Origin of the sequence: Pseudoalteromonas sp. bablab_jr010 (genome assembly GCF_016464105.1) — a bacterium.
In the GTDB taxonomy this organism is placed as follows: Bacteria; Pseudomonadota; Gammaproteobacteria; order Enterobacterales; family Alteromonadaceae; genus Pseudoalteromonas; species Pseudoalteromonas simplex.
Genome location: NZ_JACDWV010000023.1, coordinates 1 through 418, shown reverse-complemented (window position 1 = coordinate 418; position 418 = coordinate 1). Strand labels below are relative to the sequence as shown.

Sequence of the window (418 nt, the reverse complement as noted above, 5' to 3'; positions counted from 1 at the left end):
TCACCCAGTGCTTCATGTAACCTGCTTGAAATAACGTATAAATTTGGCGAGCATATTCATTATTATGCAATATCACTGCAATACTTAGCTGAAATACAGATGTTGGTGATACCAACCTTAAAGGTTCACGACTAAAGCGATGTGTGAAGCGTTTTAGGTTATAGTTTTCTATCATAAGCAGGTGATATCCATAAGTTAAGCATATGCTTAACTTACCTAAATCAAGTAAGTTATCATCTACAAAACTAGCTTGTGCATCCATCTCATAATAATCACATGGAATTGACAACTCTGTATTTAATACCTCCCAGTTAAAGAAAGGCAATTTATCATTGCTAGGTATACCTCTTTTCGTTTCTCCTTGCTCAATATAAAAATTAAGCTCTTTTGTATTATTTATATAAACCTTTCTATACTT

Annotated in this window: 1 protein-coding gene; it reads right to left on the bottom strand. The window is 32.8% G+C overall.

Annotated elements, in window-relative coordinates:
• Positions 1–418, bottom strand: a 418-nt coding sequence (locus JIG37_RS00495) for a hypothetical protein (protein WP_199528380.1), incomplete at both ends; no start/stop codon positions are given.